Annotated in this window: 14 protein-coding genes; 3 read left to right on the top strand and 11 right to left on the bottom strand. The window is 29.4% G+C overall.

The genetic code is table 11. From position 1 onward, the window contains the following. Window positions 1-119: 119 nt before the first annotated feature. From L1S46_RS15850 to L1S46_RS15830, 5 genes are all read right to left on the bottom strand, one after another. Window positions 120-1,145 (bottom strand): IS1595 family transposase, encoded by a 1,026-nt coding sequence (locus L1S46_RS15850; RefSeq protein WP_238900409.1) that lies wholly within the window; start codon window positions 1,143-1,145, stop codon window positions 120-122. Between the two features lie 139 nt (window positions 1,146-1,284). Continuing rightward, window positions 1,285-2,055 (bottom strand): hypothetical protein, encoded by a 771-nt coding sequence (locus L1S46_RS15845; protein WP_077306714.1) that lies wholly within the window; start codon window positions 2,053-2,055, stop codon window positions 1,285-1,287. A gap of 193 nt (window positions 2,056-2,248) precedes the next feature. Further along, window positions 2,249-3,316 (bottom strand): hypothetical protein, encoded by a 1,068-nt coding sequence (locus tag L1S46_RS15840; protein WP_238900408.1) that lies wholly within the window; start codon window positions 3,314-3,316, stop codon window positions 2,249-2,251. 92 nt (window positions 3,317-3,408) lie between these two features. After that, the gene (locus tag L1S46_RS15835) at window positions 3,409-4,449 is read right to left on the bottom strand and encodes a phosphodiester glycosidase family protein (protein ID WP_238861444.1); all 1,041 of its coding nucleotides are present in this window, start codon (window positions 4,447-4,449) and stop codon (window positions 3,409-3,411) included. Window positions 4,450-4,676: 227 nt separating this feature from the next. Then, window positions 4,677-8,990 (bottom strand): 2-hydroxyacyl-CoA dehydratase, encoded by a 4,314-nt coding sequence (locus tag L1S46_RS15830; protein WP_238900407.1) that lies wholly within the window; start codon window positions 8,988-8,990, stop codon window positions 4,677-4,679. Between the two features lie 216 nt (window positions 8,991-9,206). Here L1S46_RS15830 and L1S46_RS15825 point away from each other — a divergent pair, with 216 nt between their 5' ends. Beyond that, window positions 9,207-9,563 (top strand): CDC27 family protein, encoded by a 357-nt coding sequence (locus L1S46_RS15825; RefSeq protein ID WP_012058618.1) that lies wholly within the window; start codon window positions 9,207-9,209, stop codon window positions 9,561-9,563. A gap of 1 nt (window position 9,564) precedes the next feature. On the opposite strand, the gene L1S46_RS15820 is transcribed toward L1S46_RS15825, so the two are convergent. The 3 genes from L1S46_RS15820 to L1S46_RS15810 all read right to left on the bottom strand — a co-directional run bounded on the left by L1S46_RS15820 (window position 9,565) and on the right by L1S46_RS15810 (window position 12,341). After that, complete coding sequence (locus L1S46_RS15820) at window positions 9,565-10,284, bottom strand: transglutaminase-like domain-containing protein (RefSeq protein ID WP_171781030.1); 720 nt, start codon at window positions 10,282-10,284, stop codon at window positions 9,565-9,567. Between the two features lie 138 nt (window positions 10,285-10,422). Then, window positions 10,423-11,064 (bottom strand): recombination regulator RecX, encoded by a 642-nt coding sequence (recX, locus tag L1S46_RS15815; RefSeq protein ID WP_077855264.1) that lies wholly within the window; start codon window positions 11,062-11,064, stop codon window positions 10,423-10,425. Between the two features lie 35 nt (window positions 11,065-11,099). After that, window positions 11,100-12,341, bottom strand: a complete 1,242-nt coding sequence (locus L1S46_RS15810; protein ID WP_012058615.1) for a pitrilysin family protein — start codon at window positions 12,339-12,341, stop codon at window positions 11,100-11,102. A gap of 697 nt (window positions 12,342-13,038) precedes the next feature. Here L1S46_RS15810 and L1S46_RS15805 point away from each other — a divergent pair. Beyond that, window positions 13,039-13,710, top strand: a complete 672-nt coding sequence (locus L1S46_RS15805) for a response regulator transcription factor (protein ID WP_238900406.1) — start codon at window positions 13,039-13,041, stop codon at window positions 13,708-13,710. Beyond that, on the top strand, window positions 13,711-15,231 hold the full coding sequence (locus tag L1S46_RS15800; RefSeq protein WP_238861441.1) for a HAMP domain-containing sensor histidine kinase: 1,521 nt from the start codon (window positions 13,711-13,713) through the stop codon (window positions 15,229-15,231). Window positions 15,232-15,242: 11 nt separating this feature from the next. Here L1S46_RS15800 and L1S46_RS15795 read toward each other — a convergent pair whose 3' ends face one another. The 3 genes from L1S46_RS15795 to L1S46_RS15785 form a co-directional block, all read right to left on the bottom strand. Next, window positions 15,243-15,986, bottom strand: coding sequence for an SDR family oxidoreductase (locus tag L1S46_RS15795; protein ID WP_012058612.1), 744 nt, complete (start codon window positions 15,984-15,986; stop codon window positions 15,243-15,245). Between the two features lie 235 nt (window positions 15,987-16,221). Next, window positions 16,222-17,157, bottom strand: a complete 936-nt coding sequence (locus L1S46_RS15790) for a dipeptidase (RefSeq protein ID WP_077855263.1) — start codon at window positions 17,155-17,157, stop codon at window positions 16,222-16,224. A gap of 31 nt (window positions 17,158-17,188) precedes the next feature. Beyond that, window positions 17,189-18,121: a metallophosphoesterase gene (locus tag L1S46_RS15785; RefSeq protein ID WP_012058610.1), complete on the bottom strand. Its 933-nt coding sequence runs from the start codon at window positions 18,119-18,121 to the stop codon at window positions 17,189-17,191. Between the last annotated feature and the right edge of the window lie 178 nt (window positions 18,122-18,299).

Here is an 18,299-nt window from a genome sequence, read left to right as displayed (position 1 = left end):
TTTATATTAATCATCTTTATCATATAGTTCAATATCTAATTCGTTAAAATTTACTATTGCTCATTATTATAGTTTTTCATAACACTTATTATAACATAATTTACAAAATATCACACAGATTATACATACATTGGCTCTCTATTTTTCAAATCTTTTACTTTGATATATGAATGTGTTACATTGCTTTGAACCATAAAGTTCTTAGCCTTTATTATATCTTTATCTGTATCAAATATTTGAAGCCATTTGAACCACTTAATATAATTACTGATATATTTTGTTGCAACACCATTAAACCTATTCATCCATTTCTTTAAATTGCTATGGAGAGCATTGATATGTTGAATATGATATAATCCTTCTTTATGTTTTCCTCTTTTTATACGTTTATGTTCTAATGATAAATCATTTGCAAATTGAATATAACTTTTATGACTATCAGTACAAAGTATAGAGCCATTTGCCATATGTCCATCATATAATGTTTCTAATTCATTAGATGTAATTCTACCTTTACAGGCTAATTCCATAATTAAATTACCTTGCCTATCAATAGCAGTAGCAATGCAGACTTGTTCCTTAGAGATACCTCTTTTCTTAACTTGTTTGCCTCTTTTACGAGAGTGCCTTGGCATGTTACAAGGTTTTGTACCTTTAAAACTTTCTGCAAAGAATACTTCATCTGCTTCAACGACACCATCAACGTATCCTTTACCTAAAAATGTGCTTATGCAATCAAGAATTTTATGTCTCCAGAAAAAACTCGTTTCTATGTTAATTTCTACAATTTTAGCACTTTTTCTAATAGAGTAACCATTAACCATGCACTTAGCGTATTTAAGCCACTTATCTAATGTTTTCTTACTTTTATAGGTTGCAGAATTAGTGAAGTCAGTAAAAGTTTTCTTACAAGATTTGCAGATATATCTTTGTTTACCATTATACTTTCCATTCCTCGATATAGTTTCAGAGGCACAAAGTGGGCATACTTTCCCCTTAGAAAATCTAAATTCTTTAACTTCTTGTTCTACTTGACTTGCTTGTGAACCTAAGACAAGAATTTCTTCTAAAGTTGACAGTATTTGTTCTTTCTGATGTAATGGTAACTTTTCAATATCATTTAATATAGACTTCACATTTGGCATTATTCTACCTCCTAAACACTATTCTATCTATATTATAACCTATTTTTCTAATAAATATCCATTTTCAACACTGATTTAAAACATAGCCTAATATAAAAGCGCATAAGCTACTATAAATAAGTGCCCATACGCTTATATTTTATTCAATCAATTCTAAAACCGGTCTATACCCTACAGTTTCATACTTTAAGTCCTTAACTGACTGCTTAGAATATGTTGTTGAATAATATCCTCTTATTATACAGAATTTTTCACTTCTTAAGCCTTCGCTTTGAGTGAAAGATGAGAAATTATACCAATGCCATAAAGCATTATTATTTCCATTAATCTTCTCATCATCAAATTTCTTTATATTATTATCTACATCATAATCTTCACTTGGTGGAAGTCCATCAATTTTATTAGGATTTACTATATACTTATCCCATTCATTATTCTTATAATTTTTCTTTTCACTATATCCAGTTAAAAGCCTTAAGATGTATTTTTCCCCTTCCACTATCACTACTTTACCAAAAACTAAATTTTGATCATTTAGTTCATTCCATGAAATATTTTTCAAAATATTTCTATCACAAATCAATAATTTCTTTCCAGCATCATTTATCTCTATCCAAGACAATTTATAATCATCATCTTTATCAGTATCTTTAATTTCTATTTTTTGGCCTGCAAATGAAGTAATGTCTTTAAACTGCAAGAAATCTCCTGGTACCTTCTGCTTTTCATCATTTAAATATAAAGTACCAAAACTCCTTATTACACCTGTTGAATATGTCTTAATATCAATGATCTTTTTTATTTTTCTATTTCTAAATCTCTTACCCATTGCTATGGCACCACTTAATGCTGCCATGGATCCAACAATAACTCCTGTACCAATTAACTTATTTTTTTTACTTTTATCCATGAGTTCCACCCCTTTTACCATTGATTTTATATTTACATAAATTTAATTATATGACTTTTTTTATATTTTATTCTTTTAAAACTTATATGAATTATTATATCTTATTATGATAGATCCTTAAATACAAAAATTTCTTATATTTTTGCATTATCAAAATCACGATTATTTAGTACAGTAGTTTTTATTAAGAATATTATTGCTTAATGGAAATTCTGTTTTCTCCAATCTCGTACTTTGTTAACTTATTTCCATTTATAGAAATAATCCCTTTAGAATAAGATTGTAGAAGATCTCCTTCATAATTAATTGTCTTCTTACTAATAAGCTCTAAAACACTTTTGGCAGATTTATCATTAATATACACCTTTCCTGAATAATCTACAATTATATCTTCTTTACTTACTGGCTTTGGCAAAATCAGCATATTCCATTTTATTTTTCCTTCGTTTAATGCTGAATAATATATTTTAGTAATATTGCCGCTGACTTCTTCACCAAAATATACATTGTCATTAATATCACTGCCTAGTATTTTTATAACTTTTGCATTTGGTATTTCTATGTTATTGGGACTATTTAATATGGTTGCTCCATTCCCCATTTCCATTACCGCATTTGTACTTGTAGTAGGAACCACTATATTTCCAATTTCTTTATTTGATCTGACTTTCTCTAATTGATTCATTACATTAGCATAATATAAATCACTTTTTCCATTCGCTTTATCAATTTTTATGTAAAGACTATGTGTTGCAGTAGAAAATACTACATTGCCTACTTTATCGCTTGTATTCCTTGTATCTATTTTCAACTCATTTAAATTAAAATCTGCAAGTTGTCGTGTTTCTCCTTTCTTTGCATCAAAAGAGACTGGCTCAAAATAAGCGCCTCCTTTTTTTTGCACTTTTTGTATAACTATTATATTGTTTTCATTTGTTAACCATTTATAGAACACTACATCTCCGCCATTATCACATTGGAATTCTTTTTCACTATTATCATTGCTATCTAATACCTTAAGTTTACTATTTTCTATATAAGCAACAAATCTGCCATCTGAGGATACTGATGCTTTAGACACCCCATCTTTAATATTAATTTCATTTTGCTTATTATCTTTTGGAGTTTCCTTTTCTTCAACTTTTTCAGCTTGAATTTTTACATCTGAAGATAAATATATATTTTCTACATATAAAAATATACCTTGTTGAATTACTATTGCTATAAGTGTCCACACTACTATTCTTATCAGGTTTTTCATTAACTATCCTCTCCTAAAAAGATACTTCAAAATCACTTCTACTTTTGTGTTATATGTAATATTTATTATGATAATTTTTCATAAAATTTATTTTACTCAACGTAAAAAGCTGTGGCAACAGATCTTTCACCATCCCAAGCATTTGGAGAATTTATCACTTCTCCCTTATAGTACATTGTAGAAGAATAACCACCATCAAGAGCACCCGCATTAATAGCACCTCTATCTAACATTATTTCTTGAACATCATACAAACTTGCTCCAGGCGCTGTGATTTTTCGCCCATCAATAACCAAAAATATAACTGTACCATCTTCTTTTTGCCCTACTGCAGTTCTAGGATTAAGCCCATCAGATGTCTTATCTTTAACTTGAGGCTTACCATTTATAATAATATTAGGCCTTCTAAAACACATTGCTTCTTGTACTCCTAGCTTTTGAAGCTCATCAAGAGTATGATCTCCCACAATAAGCTGACCACCTTTAGTAAAGGCTATAACATTTTCAACATTAGTCCTATTGATATTGCTCTTAGGATATACAACTTTTCCACCTGATATAACAAATCCTCCTGGCTCTGCCCCAGTTCCTGCATAAAGCGTTCCATCAGAAGATTTATCTACAAAAGATCCACCATTAATAGCTGCAATAGCATTATTCTCTTCTGCCATTTCGCTGGTTTTCTGTCCCATTTTTCCTAAATATTTTGTCATTGCAACTTTAACTCCTAATGGATTTTTTATTTCAAGTATATATCCATTATACCTGTCCGTATGTATATCATATCTAGTTATTTCATTTCCACTAGTATATTTAACTTTTACTTTATTTAAATCTGTTTCTGTATTTTGGGTACTGTCATCTTTCGTTTCTTCTGTATTTTTGTTAACTCCTAAGATTTTATTTATTTCTTCCTGAGACATAAAATCAGTTAATAGATATGCATGTCTTGTTCCAAGTAATGTTGAAACAAATACTTTTCTTGTATTTTCATACGGTCCAAAAAATAACACTAGAGGTGTACTTATACACAGAAAGAGAATTATGTATATTATCCCCAAAAAGAATACTAACGGTTTAAATTTTTTATTTTTAATTTCCTCTTTTTCTTGATGATTACTTTGCGTATCCATCGATTACCTCCTAATAAATTGCACATTACTTTAATAGCCTATAAAACTGTACAATAACCATCATATAAACTAAAACTAACATAAAACAATAATTGTAATAAAAACAATTACATGTAAATTCCTTCAAAAGCTTTAATGCATAATGTACGTTAATTATAAATTATGTACATTATGCATTATAAATACATGATTATGCTAACTAAAACATTAAATTTAACACAATTTAATTAAATATTGTCTTCAAGTGTTAAACCTGCCTCATTATGAAATTGCTGCTCCACAATACTTTCATTTTGTTTTTTATGATATTTAAGTTCATCGCCTAAATTTTTAAAGGCAACTGACAACATTAGCTTAATTCTATTTAACTGGTTTACATTTGAGGCACCAGGATCATAATCTATTGCCACTATATTTGATTTTGGATATCTTTCTTTTAGTGCTTTTATCATACCTTTTCCAGTAACATGATTAGGCAAACATGCAAAAGGTTGAAGACACACTATATTACTTGTACCAGACTCAATAAGTTCTATCATTTCTGCTGTTAAAAACCAACCTTCTCCAGTTTGGTTTCCAAGAGAAAGTATAGGTGCTGCCATACTTGCTAATTCTTTTATGTGCTTTGGCTTAGAAAATCTAACGCTTTTTTCTAGTTGTTTTTTCATAGTTTTTCTGTATGTTTCAATATACGAAATAGCCATATTACATAAATTTTTTGAAAGCTTACTTCCTGCCAAATATTTTGCTTTAAAGTCTGCGTCAAATGCTGAGTAGAAAAAGAAATCTAAAAGATCTGGCACCACTGCTTCTGCTCCTTCATTTTCTAAAATCCCTACAATATCATTGTTTGCTGTTGGATGAAACTTAACTAATATTTCTCCAACAACACCAACCTTAGGTTTTTTAACATTTAGTAGTGGTAATTCATCAAACTCTTGAATGATTTCTTTTATGTTGTTATTAAACTCTCTCTTGCTTCCATTGACTAAATTCAATTTTACCTTTTCATTCCACTTCTTATAAATATCATTAGCAGATCCTTTAACTTTTTCATAAGGCCTTGTCCTATACAATACTCTCATGAATAAGTCTCCATATACTAATGCCATTATAGCTTTATGAAGCAATTTTGGAGTAATCTTAAAACCTGGTTGTTTTTCAAGTCCTACTGCATTTAACGATATAACAGGTACTTGTTCAAATCCAGCATGCTTTAAAGCCATCTTTAAAAATCCAATATAATTTGTTGCTCTACAGCCACCGCCAGTTTGAGATATTATAACTGAAGTATTATTCAAATCATATTTTCCAGATTTTAAAGCTTCAATTATTTGACCGATTACTATAATTGATGGATAACAAGCATCATTATTAACATATTTTAATCCTTCATCAACAGCTTTCATGTCCATTGATGGTAAAACCTCTAAGTTATAGCCTGATGCATTCACAGCTGTCTCAATCAAATCAAAATGAACAGGTGACATTTGAGGACATAAAATTGTATGTTTTTTTCTCATCTCAGGTGTGAATACTGGATTTTTGTATACTATTTGTTCCTCAACTGGTTTATAATTTTTTCGTTCTCTTTCGCCCATTGCAGCTTTTAATGATCTAATTCTAATCTTAGCAGCTCCTAAATTATTCCCTTCATCTATTTTTAAGACTGTATATATCTTTCCTTTTGAAGATATAATTTCAGAAACTTGATCTGTTGTAACTGCATCTAATCCACAACCAAAGGAATTTAGCTGAATCATATCTACACAAGGCTCATCAGCAACAAAAGCAGCCGCTCTGTATAATCTTGAGTGATACATCCACTGATCTACAACTCTAAGTTTATCTTTTAATATACCTAAATGAGACACACTATCTTCTGTTAACACAGCCATATCGAAAGAATTTATTATATCAGGTATTCCATGATTTATTTCAGGATCTACATGGTAAGGTCTTCCACTTAATACTATTCCTTTTTTATTATTCTCTCTTAAGTATGAAATAACTTCCTCACCTTTTTTTTGAATATCCTTTTTGAAACTCTCTCTTTCTTTACTTGCTTCTTCCACTGCTATTTTAGCTTCTTGCATGCTTACATCAAATGCCTTGAATTCATCCACTATTCTTTTTATAAGTTCCTTTTCGTTATCCAAAGATAAAAATGGTTCCATGAAATTAATGTTGCTTTCCTTTAATTCATCCATATTATTTTTTATCGCTTCTGGATAAGAAGTTACCATAGGACAATTGTAATGATTTTGAGCATCCATAAACTCTTTTTTCTCATATGATATACAAGGATAAAATATATTTTTAATTCCTCTATTTATTAAATTCATTATATGACCATGCACCAATTTTGCTGGATAACAAGCTGACTCTGATGGAATTGTTTCAATTCCAAGTTCATATATCTTCTTGCTTGAAGGTGCTGATAATTTAACGCTAAAGCCCAAGTTAGTTAAAAGTGTAAACCAAAATGGATAATTTTCATACATGTTAAGAACTCTTGGAATTCCTATAACTCCACGTTTAGCTTCTTCTTCTTTTAAAGGCTTATAGGCAAATGTTCTCTTATATTTATAATCGAATAAATTTGGTAGTTTGTTTTCCTTAGACTTTTCTATTCCAAGCCCTCTTTCGCACCTATTTCCTGAAATGAACTCCTCATCTGTAGAGAATTTATTTACAGTAAGCAAACAATTATTCCCACACTTTCCGCATCTTCTAAATGATGCTGTCATTTCAAATTGGTCTATTCCATCTCTAGGTAATAAAGTTGACTTTTCTCCTTCAATATATCGTTCCTTTGCAATAAGCGCACAACCAAATGCTCCCATTAGTCCTGAGATATCTGGTCTTACTGCTTCTCGGCCTGATATAAGTTCAAAACTCCTAAGTACAGCTTCATTATAAAATGTTCCACCTTGTACTATAACTTTTTCACCTATGTCTTTTTCATCTCTTAACTTTATTACTTTAAACAAAGCATTCTTTATAACCGAATATGAAAGGCCAGCTGATATATCTGAAATTTCAGCTCCTTCTTTTTGAGACTGTTTAACTCTAGAGTTCATAAATACTGTGCACCTAGAACCTAAATCCACTGGAGCTTTAGATTTTAAGGCTTCATTTGCGAAATCCTCTACCTTCATATCAAGAGACTTAGCAAAACTCTCAATAAAAGATCCACATCCTGATGAACAAGCTTCATTTAAAAGTATTCCATCAATTGCATCATTTTTTATCTTTATGCACTTCATATCTTGTCCGCCTATGTCCAAGATAAAATCTACACCTGGTAAGAAATGGTCTGCAGCCTTATAATGTGCAATTGTTTCAATTTCTCCTATATCTATATGAAGTGCTGCTTTAATAAGAGCTTCTCCATAACCTGTAACAGAAGAGTTTACAATCTCTATTGTTTCAGGAAGTTTTTCATATAAATCTTTCATGATTTCTACAACTTTATTTAACGGATTTCCTTCATTGCTTCCATAGTAAGAATATAGAAGCTCGGAATTCTCACCTATAAGTGCTACTTTAGTAGTTGTAGAACCAGCATCTATTCCTAAAAATGCTTGTCCTTTATATTCCCTTAACTCTCCCCTTTTTACAACATTTTTATCATGTCTCTCTTTAAACTTGTTGTAATCTTCTTTATCTTTAAATAACGGTTCAAGTCTTGGTTCAGTATCATCCTTTATATTAGAAATATCAGAAATTTTATCTACTATATTTTTTAAAGATGTTGATTTTTCCTTTGTTGACAATAGAGCCGCTCCCATCGCAACAAAAAGTTGAGAATTTTCTGGTGCAATAATTTGGTCATCCTTTAAATTCAATGTTTCAATAAATCTTTCCCTTAATTCTGAAAGGAAAAATAAAGGACCTCCTAAAAATGCCACATTGCCTCTTATAGGCTTACCACATGCAAGACCTCCTATAGTTTGGTTAACTACAGCTTGAAATATTGATGCAGCTATATCGCTTTTTTTAGCGCCTTCATTTATCAATGGCTGAACATCTGTTTTCGCAAAAACACCACATCTTGATGCTATAGGATATATTACTTTATATTCTTTAGCATACTCGTTTAACCCCATTGCATCAGTATTCAATAATATGGCCATTTGATCAATGAAAGCTCCAGTACCGCCGGCACAACTTCCATTCATTCGTTGCTCTATTCCACCTCTAAAATATGTAATTTTTGCATCTTCTCCGCCTAATTCTATTACAACGTCAGTCTCCGGAATAATTGTTTCAACTGTTTTTGAACATGCAATTACTTCCTGTACAAAACCAAGATTAAGCCATTTTGATACTGACAATCCTCCTGATCCTGTTATATTAATTTTGCAGTTAATATTCCCTAATTCATCATAGCATTCCTTTATCAAGTCAATTATTGTACTTCTTATATCTGAAAAATGTCTTTTATATTTACTATATATTAAAATGTTCTCATTATTAAGAACCACTAATTTTACTGTTGTTGATCCTATATCTAAACCAATTTTATAATTTATCATATTTATTTCACCTACTCTGTTTTTTCAATGTACATATTGGTTATATAATTTTAAAGCTTAGGCACATGAAAGAAAATAATCCCCCATGCATACTGGTCTATTATTTTTTTGATTATGCCTTAATAAATAATTCCATATGTATACTAATATAAAGTATTGTCTATAATTATAAAGAATTTAAGTTATTATTTACAATTTCGCTATTGGAGGTCACAAATGAATTATTTTACCGAAGGAAACAAATTTTACAATATGAAGGATTACGAAAAAGCCATGGATTTTTATAAAAAGTCTGCATCAGAAAATTTAAACACGGCTTGTTCATACTATAATTGTGGAGTTTGTTTAATTAAACTCAAAAAATTTGATGATGCAATAATTATGCTTAACAAAGCAATTTCTCTTAAGCATGAAAGTAAATACTTTTTTAATCTTGGATATTGCTATGTCATGAAAGAAAGCTTTAATACAGCTTTACGTTTTTTTAATTTAGCATGGTCAATAGATCCTAATGACAAAGATTGTGAAAAGGCCATAGATCTTATTATTTCAAAATTTAAAAAAGCAAACTAATTTACCATTCACCAGCAACTTCTTCTACATTATGCTTATTAAATAAATTGGAATCAAAATAATTTCCTCCATCATAGAAGGTTGTATCTACATTGATCCATTTATTTTCATCCTCTAAATAAACTTGGTTCCATGCATGGCCAACATATTGTTCTCCATCATAGGCTTGGCCTCCTAAAAGCCTAACTTTAAGATTAACAGCTCTAGACATCGCTACATAAAGACATGCCTTATCAAAACAAATACCTGTTCTACTACTGAACGCTGGTATTGCACCGCTTTCTGGCATTTTTTCAGTGTCTCCTCCACTTAAAACTTCTTGAGCCTTTTCATTATCGTACTTTATATTACTTCCAATCCAACTATATAATATTTTTGCTCTTTCCCTATCAGTTTTAGCACCCTGAGTTAATTTTAGCGCTTTATTATCAATTTCTTCATTTGATTTAATACCGTCTTCTATAGTAACTCCATTATAAAGAATAATTTCTTTTGATGATGCATTTTTAGTTGACTGTATGTTCTTAAATAATTTACTATTTACAATCTTGCTATTTTCATTTGGTGAATATTCTTGTTTAAGAACATTTTCTGTAAATGAGTGAACTGACGTGGAATTAAATATTATACTAGGAAAGACTAATAGTGCAATTATGATACTTACTTGGATACATCCTGAGATGATTCCATTAACTACTAACATAGTTTTATTTTCATTCATAATTTTTCCCCCACAAATAATATTTTCACCCTATTATAATGTATATTCTAATTATATCAAAAATGAGAACATAAGCATATTAAAAATACATCTAAAATATGCGCTTTGAATTTCAACGGGCGAAATATAAAAACACTATTAAAAATCATCCACGTCTACAGCCATAACTTTTTTGATTACCTGACTAGTAACCTCTGTATTATATCCCTTTGAAATTAAATACCTATATAATTTTCCTGAAATCTTATAAGTATCGGTCTCTTTATTCTTTATTAAATTATATTTTTTTTGTGCTATATCAAATGCAACATCTTTTTCATTTTCTTTATCTAGATTTAATAATTCCTCATCAATGATTTCTTTGCAAATTCCTTTGCGAAGCAATGTATATTTTATTTTCTGACTTCCCATTGATCGTAATTTATCTTTTATAAAAATTTTTGTATAATTGCCATCATTTATAAAATTATATTCTTTAAGAAATTCAATAGCTTTGTCAATAGATGATTCGTCATACTCTTTAAGCCTTAGCTTATCTCTAACCTCTTTTTCGGTTTTATATGTTTTTTCTATTATTCTCAAAGCAGATTCCTTACACCTCATAAAGTTTTCACTTTCTGCTAGTGTCCTCAATTTTTCAGGATTTATTTCACTATTTACTTTAAGACTTTCTTTATAAACCAATTCTGCTGAAATAGAAAATGCATACTCACCATCTAAGAATAAGTTAACTCTTTCTTTGTTTCTCTTTTGAATTTCTATTTTCGTTATTTTTGCCATAGTTAAAACTTTCACCTTTTTTATTATTTAATTTACTAGTTAGACTTTAATATGTGTATCGTTGGGCTTTTTAAAACTTTTTTTCCAACTTCATTAATCTTTAATATATCCACCATATTTAATCGATCCATATCTTTAACAAATTCAAATATGTCCTCGCCCTCTAATGCCTGATGAAGCATGTAATTGCATAACTCAGATGAATCCTCCAATGTTGATATTACAGCTGTCTTATGGACTTTCTTCATTATATTTAAATCTCTATCTCCTATTTGAATCTTTCCATCAACTACGCTTTTTATTGTTTCCTCAATGGCCGCTTTAGCTTCATCAATGTTTTCCTCACTAACTGCTGTGTATATATAGAGAGTTTTTATATTATTGGTTATTTCTAAATGAGTATAAATATCATAAGCTAATCCCCTATTCTCTCTAATTTCTCTAAAAAGAAGTGAATTCGAACTTTCCCCAAGTCTATGATTCAAAATTCTTAGTGGAAGTTCATTTGATTTTTCTAAATCATTGAAGGTATATAAATAGACTATAGTGCTTTGCTCTATATCCTTCTTATAACTTATTCCTGTTATTTCTTTATTTTTTTCTATTATAATATTTATAGGTTCCGGCTTTTGCCCTTCCCATTGACTGAAATAGTTTTTCACTAAGTTTATAGCTTCATCATGCTCTAAAGGCGATACCATAGTTATAAGAGAATTTTTTGGTGTATAGTACCTTTTATAAAAAGACATCAATTTCTTTCTGGTAAATCCAGAAACATTCTCTTCAAGTCCAGTAACTTCATATTTCAAAGCACTTTTATTAAATGCAAGTTTATTTACATTTTTAAAACTAAAATCCTCTATATCATCTTTGCTCATCCTTATTTCTGATAAAATTACACCTCGTTCTTTTTCTATTTCATTTTTATCAAATGTTGGATTTACAATCATATCAGCCAAAAGCTCTGTTGCTTTTTTAAATTCTTCAATCAAGCAGCTAATCGTATAAACCGTAACATCATAATCTGTATAAGCATTATATTCTCCACCTAAAGCCTCTAATTCATCATTTAACTCTTCACCAGTTCTATTGATGGTTCCTTTAAACAAAGTATGTTCAATAAAGTGACTTATACCTTTTTCTTTCATATTCTCATATAGAGCACCGACCTTAACTCCTATATTAATAGATGCAATTTGAGTATCCTTCTTAATAGTTATTACTTCCAAGCCATTTTCAAGTGTATGTCTCTTCACATCAAAATTTAATTTTATCATTCACTATTCTCCTAATTAAATATCAAATATCCTGATACTTTGCGATCTTTTCATTTAAAATAACACTAGTAATGCTAATCACGTTTTAAAGTATAAATATGCCATTCATAATCATATCACAAAACAAAAGTAAATTTCTATAATCAAAAATAATCTATACATCTATATAATAACACAAATATATGTTCCAATTCAAAATTAGTATTATTATCCATGCAAGATGTGTGACGTATATTCTTAAAAATCTTTTTTATTTCTTCCAAATTCATGATAATCATTATAAATTTATTATTTATAGATAATTATTATCCAATATAATATATGAGCGTATTTACATTATTATACTATAACGAATTTAATATATACCTTGTAATTGAGCTTGCAGATTTTAGTCCTGCTTAGATCTTGTTTTATTGCAATCTTAAATGTAGATTTACTATTATAACATACATATTGATCTTTATATGCTAAACTTAATATAATATGTATATTGCAATTCACAATTACAACCAAAATTCTTGTAATATTTTTAGAGTTTTGATAAAGGATTATTTTTGCAATATTATATTGCGCTTAGGACACAAAAAATTGTACAATGTGATATATAATTGTAATAGAATTGCCTTATTTGTAAGGTATTATGTTATTATAAGCATTGTATGAATTTACACGTTCATATATAAGGAGATGAAATGTTATGAGAAAGTCTATTTTAATTGTTGAAGATGAACTAAGAATTAGATTTTTACTTAGAGATTATTTAATAAAAGAAGATTTTAATGTTTTTGAAGCCTCAAATGGCGAAGAAGGATTATTTGTATTTAGTACACAAAAAATTGATTTGGTACTTTTAGATATTATGATGCCTGTTATGGATGGATTAACTATGTTGGAAAAATTGAGAGAAGTCTCTACCGTTCCTGTAGTTTTACTCACCGCAAAAGGTGAAGAAGAGGATAAACTTCAAGGTTATGATTACGGAGCTGATGATTATATAACAAAACCCTTTAGGCCTAAAGTTTTAATTGCTAAAGTTAAGGCTCTTCTAAAAAGAACCAGAGAAGACTTAGATTCGAGCTTTCAAGATTTTAACGGTTTAACTATAAACAAACTTTCCCATGAAGTAAAAATTGATGGCAAAGAAATAATATTATCGCCAAAAGAGTACGAACTTTTAATGTACTTAGTTACTAATGAAGGAATTGCTTTAAGTAGAGATAATATATTGGATAATGTTTGGGGGATTGACTACTATGGAGATATACGTACAGTTGACACTAACGTTAAAAGACTTCGTGAAAAGCTGTTAGATAAATCTAATTATATAATTACAGTTCGTGGCAGCGGCTATAAATTTGAGGTTAAATAAATGAGGCGTAGTTTATCTAAAAGGCTATTTAGCATAACATTAGGCCTTGTTCTTGCATTAATGTTCATAACTTACTTTGCACAAGCTTTTTTCTTTGAAAGTTTTTATTCTTACAAAAAAACAATTTCATTAGTTAAAGAAGTTAATAAGTTTCATGATTTATATTCACTTCATATTGACAATGATGCCGATTTGTATAAGGCCTTGCAAAAATTTGAGAATGATAATAATGCTAAAATCATCATTACATCAACAAATGGAGATATAAAATATTTTTCTAACAATATTTATAGTGATAAGGAGAGTTTTGATACCTTAACTTCTTTTGGTAAAGAATTAATAAATAATAGCGATTTGATTAATGATGTTATTACTCATTCTCAAACCAAGTATACAACTTTTACCAATGAGAGCAGCGGCTTAAGTAAGATTGGTGTAATTAGCCCTATGTCCATAACCACCAAAAATGATAGTCTTATTTTTTGCGTTGCTTCAATTCAGCCAATAAAGGAAGCCTCTGAAGTTATGAGTGAATTTTTTGTATATTTGTTTTTTGGATTGATTGTTATATCAATAATACTTTCTTCAATTTACTCTAACCTTATATCTAAGCCTCTTGTAAACTTAACCAATACAGCAAACAAAATATCTCATATGGATTTCTCAGCAAAAGTTTGTGAAGCTGATAGAGATGATGAAATAGGAAGCCTTGCCAAATCGCTAAATTTTTTATCTAAAAATCTACAAGCTGCTTTAGTAGATTTACAGCAAAAAAACAAGAAATTAAAAGATGATATTGAAAAAGAAAGACAATTAGAAGATATGAGAAAAGATTTCATATCTAACGTTAGTCATGAACTAAAAACCCCAATAGGAATTATAGAAGGATATGCAGAAGGCATTAAAGATGGTATTGTATCTGGCGAAGACGCTAATTTATATTTAGAAACTATAATTGATGAGTCAAAAAAGATGACTGTATTAGTCACTAATATGCTAGAACTTTCAAAACTTGAATCTGGGATTATAAAACCAAATTTTGAATCTTTTAATATTAATAGATTAATTAATAAAATATTAAAGAAGCATAAGCTAGACTTTGAAGAAAATAAGTTCAATGTAAACTTTAATTCATCAATACCTTATAGCTATGTTTATGCAGATCCATTTCAAATGGAGCAGGTTTTAACTAATCTTATAACAAATGCAATTAAATATACTCCTCCTGGCAATGACATAAACGTAAATATTGAAGAAGGTCTAGACAAGTTTAAAATATCTGTTCAAAATATTGGCGTAGTTATTCCTGAGGCTGAAATAAGCAAACTTTTTGATAAATTCTATAGAATAGATAAATCTAGAGAAAGAACTCAAAAGAACAGTACTGGAATTGGCTTATCAATAGTTAAAAATATACTACGTCTTCATAACAGTGAGTTTAATTTACAGAACATCAATAATGGTGTAGAATTTTATTTTTACTTGGAGAAAATAGTATCACCTGAAGGTGAAGAAGATTAAGCGGATATACATTAAATATATCCACCATCTGCTCTTATTATTTGCCCTGTTATATACGATGAATCTTCACTAGATAAAAATACAGCAATTTTACCGATCTCACTTGGAAGTCCAAATCTTCCTAGAGGAATTTCTTCCTCTAGGGATTTTTTTTCATCTCCTTCTAAAAATGAGTTCATTTTTGTATCTATTACTCCTGGAGCTATACAATTTACTCTTACATTAGAAGGCGCTACTTCTTTTGCAAGTGCTTTTGTGAATGAATTCAATCCGCCTTTTGTAGCTGAATACAACACTTCACAAGAGGCTCCAACTTCTCCCCACATAGAAGAAATATTTATGACAGTTCCACTTTTTCTGGAAATCATATTATTTAGGACATTCTTTGTTAAATAAATTGCTCCTAAAAGATTTGTATTCAATATCCTGCTTATTTCTTCTTCTGTTAAATCCATAAATAAGCCTATATGACTTATGCCTGCATTGTTTACTAGAATATCAATCTTCCCCATTACTTTTAAAACTTCTTCAACTATCATTTGGCAATTATCGAAAGCTGATATATCTCCTTTTACTATAACTCCATAGCCGTTTATACTCTTTATTTCTTCCAAAGTTTCCTTTGCGCCTTCGTCATCAGTAGAGTAATTTATTATAACGCTTGCACCTTCCTTTGCGAGTTCTACTGCTATAGCTCTTCCTATGCCTCTTGATGCACCTGTAATTAATGCAACTTTACCCCTTAATTTATTCATAACAAACCTTAGTCAGATATTATATAACTGAATATCTGACAAATTCACCACCTTTTAAATTTTCATTGTATTCTACTATATAACTTCTAAATAACATATTCACTCTTCATAAAATTATTTAGTTTGTATTGACTGATAATTTAAGATAATATTTTATAAATTAAAATTTTTTATAACACATGCATTTCAAGAATTTAGTCGTAATTTTCAATTGCAGCATATATATGAATTTTTATTATTTCAAGTTTTCTTCAAAAACCCTTAGGACATTTTTATAAAATATTTTTTCTATCTCTGATTCCTTAAAATGATTTTGTTTAAGTGCCAAATATAATTTATTAAATTCTGAAGCGTTTTCTATTTCCACCTCATTGTGTATTCCATCAAAATCGCTTCCAAGGGCAAGTACATCAATTCCTCCAATGTTCCTAATATGTTTTATATGACAAATCATTTCTTCTATTGAAGATACACTTTCATTTCCTAAAAAATCAGAACAAAAGTTTATCCCCATTACTCCACCCTTTTCAGCTAATAATTTTATCATATTATCATCTAAATTTCTAGGATGCTCTGTGATCGCACGTGCATTAGAATGTGAAGCTATAAATGGTTTTTGGCAAATTCTAATCAAATCATAAAATCCAGCATCTGATAAATGAGATACATCAGGAATCATGCCTAAGGCTTCACATTCTTCAATAACTTCGACTCCTTTTCTAGTTAATCCTTTATTTCTATAAGTATAACCTGCGTTAGGATACCCTAATGAGTTTTGGTAATTCCAAGTAATTGTTATGATTCTAATTCCCATATCATATACAGTTCTTAGCTTTTGTATATCTCCTTTAATGACTTCTCCTTCTTCTATAGATAAAAAAGCCCCAATCTTACCTGATTCTTCAGCATTTTTTAGCTCAGTTATATTTCTTACAATCTCTATCTCTCCTGTATTTTTACTTATTTCTTGAGTAAAGCTATTATATAATTTTATAAATTCATCATATGGATCTTCAATTGATTCTTTCTCTATGAAAAATGCAAAAACCTGACCTAAATTTTCGCCTCTTTTTAAATTTTCAATATTAACTTTACACTTCTTATGATTAAGATTTAACTTTTCATAAAAAATTCTACTTGCAGTATCACAATGTAAATCAATAAACTTCATACATAATCTCCTTTTTAAACGTTCTTCTACTCTAAAACTGTTTTGCATAATAAAAGTACTTTTCTAAATTTTCAGGACCTCCAATTATAGTTTTATTAATGTATAAAACATCTTTACTATCAACTTCTATAGCCCACTTAATTAATGATATTTTACCACCTGTTAATTCAATACAAGTTACTGCTGATGGAAACACACAGCAGCCATCATTGAAATAAATCCCCTCATCTGCTTCAGGAAATATATCGTTGTGAGTATGCCCGCAGATTATAACTTTTTTCTCCTTACGAGCTAAATGTCCAAGTATATGATCTATTTTTGTTCCTTTATCATAATTACTTGCCGGACTAGTTGGAGGTTTAAACCCTGCAACTCCCTCCATAAATCTCCATACATGTCTTACTAGAAACCTACTAGTTTTCCACATCTCACAATTAATAAAATCTACTTGATGCCCATGGAATGCAATTATATCCTCTTTTGATGGCATATATCTAAGTATAACACCTTCATAAAAAGTTATATTGGAATATAAGTTTATCATCTCACGTCCAAAGCCACTTCCGGCATTTGCAAAAAGTCTTTCTTGCCGTTTTATAAATTCTGGGTTAGCTTTTACTATATCATGATTTCCGTATACCAAGCACAACCTGTTATCATCATAAAAGCCATTAAGCATTGAAAAAACATCTTTATAATTATAGGCGATATCTAAACAATCTTTATTTTTCCATAATTCATCACCATCACCCAATTCTATTAAAGTATATCCATTTTCATAATAAAATCCAAGCGCAGCTTTATAAATATTTCTGTTTTGTCTTAAAGAGTCAGCATACCCGCCGTCGCCCCTATGAACATCACTTATAAATACTATTTTAGAATTTTCATCAAATTCAATTAATTTACCCGTTTTATATATTCTCTTAAAAAAATCATTGCTTTCTGTACATTGTTCTTTCATATAAAAGCCCTATAACATTATATTGATTTCATTTATTATATGAATACGAAGTTTTATTTGATGACTAAAATATTTCTTAATATCCAAATTTAAAACTGTATTTACGTGATAACTTACCGAAATCATAAATATTTTGATTCCGAAAAGCTATGAAAATATCGCTGAAGGTTCTAAGCAG

This window comes from Clostridium sp. YIM B02500, from assembly GCF_022324665.1.
Classification (GTDB): Bacteria; Bacillota; Clostridia; order Clostridiales; family Clostridiaceae; genus Clostridium; species Clostridium beijerinckii.
Note: the sequence above shows the minus strand (reverse complement) of the source record. Positions and strands in the feature narration are given on the sequence as shown.

Excerpts from the sequence above, each read along its gene's own strand:
- L1S46_RS15840 (WP_238900408.1), bottom strand. The coding sequence starts at position 3,316 with ATGAAAAACCTGATAAGAATAGTAGTGTGGACACTTATAGCAATAGTA.
- L1S46_RS15785 (WP_012058610.1), bottom strand. The coding sequence starts at position 18,121 with ATGAAAGAACAATGTACAGAAAGCAATGATTTTTTTAAGAGAATATAT.
- L1S46_RS15800 (WP_238861441.1), top strand. The coding sequence starts at position 13,711 with ATGAGGCGTAGTTTATCTAAAAGGCTATTTAGCATAACATTAGGCCTT.
- L1S46_RS15825 (WP_012058618.1), top strand. The coding sequence starts at position 9,207 with ATGAATTATTTTACCGAAGGAAACAAATTTTACAATATGAAGGATTAC.
- L1S46_RS15850 (WP_238900409.1), bottom strand. The coding sequence starts at position 1,145 with ATGCCAAATGTGAAGTCTATATTAAATGATATTGAAAAGTTACCATTA.
- L1S46_RS15810 (WP_012058615.1), bottom strand. The coding sequence starts at position 12,341 with ATGATAAAATTAAATTTTGATGTGAAGAGACATACACTTGAAAATGGC.
- L1S46_RS15835 (WP_238861444.1), bottom strand. The coding sequence starts at position 4,449 with ATGGATACGCAAAGTAATCATCAAGAAAAAGAGGAAATTAAAAATAAA.
- L1S46_RS15845 (WP_077306714.1), bottom strand. The coding sequence starts at position 2,055 with ATGGATAAAAGTAAAAAAAATAAGTTAATTGGTACAGGAGTTATTGTT.
- L1S46_RS15805 (WP_238900406.1), top strand. The coding sequence starts at position 13,039 with ATGAGAAAGTCTATTTTAATTGTTGAAGATGAACTAAGAATTAGATTT.
- recX (WP_077855264.1), bottom strand. The coding sequence starts at position 11,064 with ATGGCAAAAATAACGAAAATAGAAATTCAAAAGAGAAACAAAGAAAGA.
- L1S46_RS15830 (WP_238900407.1), bottom strand. The coding sequence starts at position 8,990 with ATGATAAATTATAAAATTGGTTTAGATATAGGATCAACAACAGTAAAA.
- L1S46_RS15795 (WP_012058612.1), bottom strand. The coding sequence starts at position 15,986 with ATGAATAAATTAAGGGGTAAAGTTGCATTAATTACAGGTGCATCAAGA.
- L1S46_RS15790 (WP_077855263.1), bottom strand. The coding sequence starts at position 17,157 with ATGAAGTTTATTGATTTACATTGTGATACTGCAAGTAGAATTTTTTAT.
- L1S46_RS15820 (WP_171781030.1), bottom strand. The coding sequence starts at position 10,284 with ATGAATGAAAATAAAACTATGTTAGTAGTTAATGGAATCATCTCAGGA.